This is a genomic window from Campylobacter sp. US50a (assembly GCF_004379015.1).
Classification (GTDB): Bacteria; Campylobacterota; Campylobacteria; order Campylobacterales; family Campylobacteraceae; genus Campylobacter_D; species Campylobacter_D jejuni.
Map to the genome: position 1 here is coordinate 1 of NZ_RYYJ01000055.1, position 732 is coordinate 732.

Sequence of the window (732 nt, forward strand, 5' to 3'; positions counted from 1 at the left end):
TGACCATCTTGGGCTGCTTGAGTAGCTTTAGTCTTGATAGTATCTAAGATTTTAAGTTGCTCATCCATAGCCTTATCTGCAGTTTGCAAGATACCTATGGCATCATTGCCATTGTTTATAGCTTGACCTAAAGTAGCTGCTTGAGAACGCAAAGAATCTGCTATCGCCATCCCTGAAGCATCATCTGCTGCGGAGTTAATCCTAAGACCAGAACTAAGTCTACTTAAAGACTTATCAAGCTCGTTAGCATTAACAACTGAATTTGCATGTGCATTTAACGCACCGATGTTGGTGTTTATCCTAAAACCCATTTTAAATCCTTTCAAAATATTGCATCGAAAAGATTAAAGCAAGAAGTGTTCCAAGTTTAAAAAACATCCAAAATAAAAAAGCCTAGTGTTTAAACTAGGCTTGGATTTGTATATATCGCAGTACTTTAAAAATATATAGTTATTGGAGCAGTCTTAAAACATTTTGCTGACTAGAATTTGCCTGAGCCATAGCATAAGATCCACTTTGAGCTAAGATGTTAGCTTTAGAGTAGTTTGCACTCTCACTTGCAAAGTCTACATCTCTGATTTGTGATTCAGCTGATTTAACATTAACCTGAGTTACGGTAATGTTGTTTATAGTTGATGTAACTTGATTTTGTATGGAACCTATATCAGCTCTGATTTGATCAAGATTAGTGATAGCAGTTTCAGCTATATCCATCACAGCCATAGCACCTTT

1 protein-coding gene and 1 pseudogene are annotated in these 732 nt (G+C 36.2%); both read right to left on the bottom strand.

Translation table 11 applies throughout. From position 1 onward, the window contains the following. Window positions 1–311 (bottom strand): annotated as a pseudogene (locus ELQ11_RS09615) (flagellin); the annotation flags it as partial. A 139-nt stretch (window positions 312–450) separates the two neighbouring features. Further along, window positions 451–732: flagellin (locus tag ELQ11_RS09620; protein WP_087704859.1), on the bottom strand; the 282-nt coding region annotated here is incomplete at its 5' end.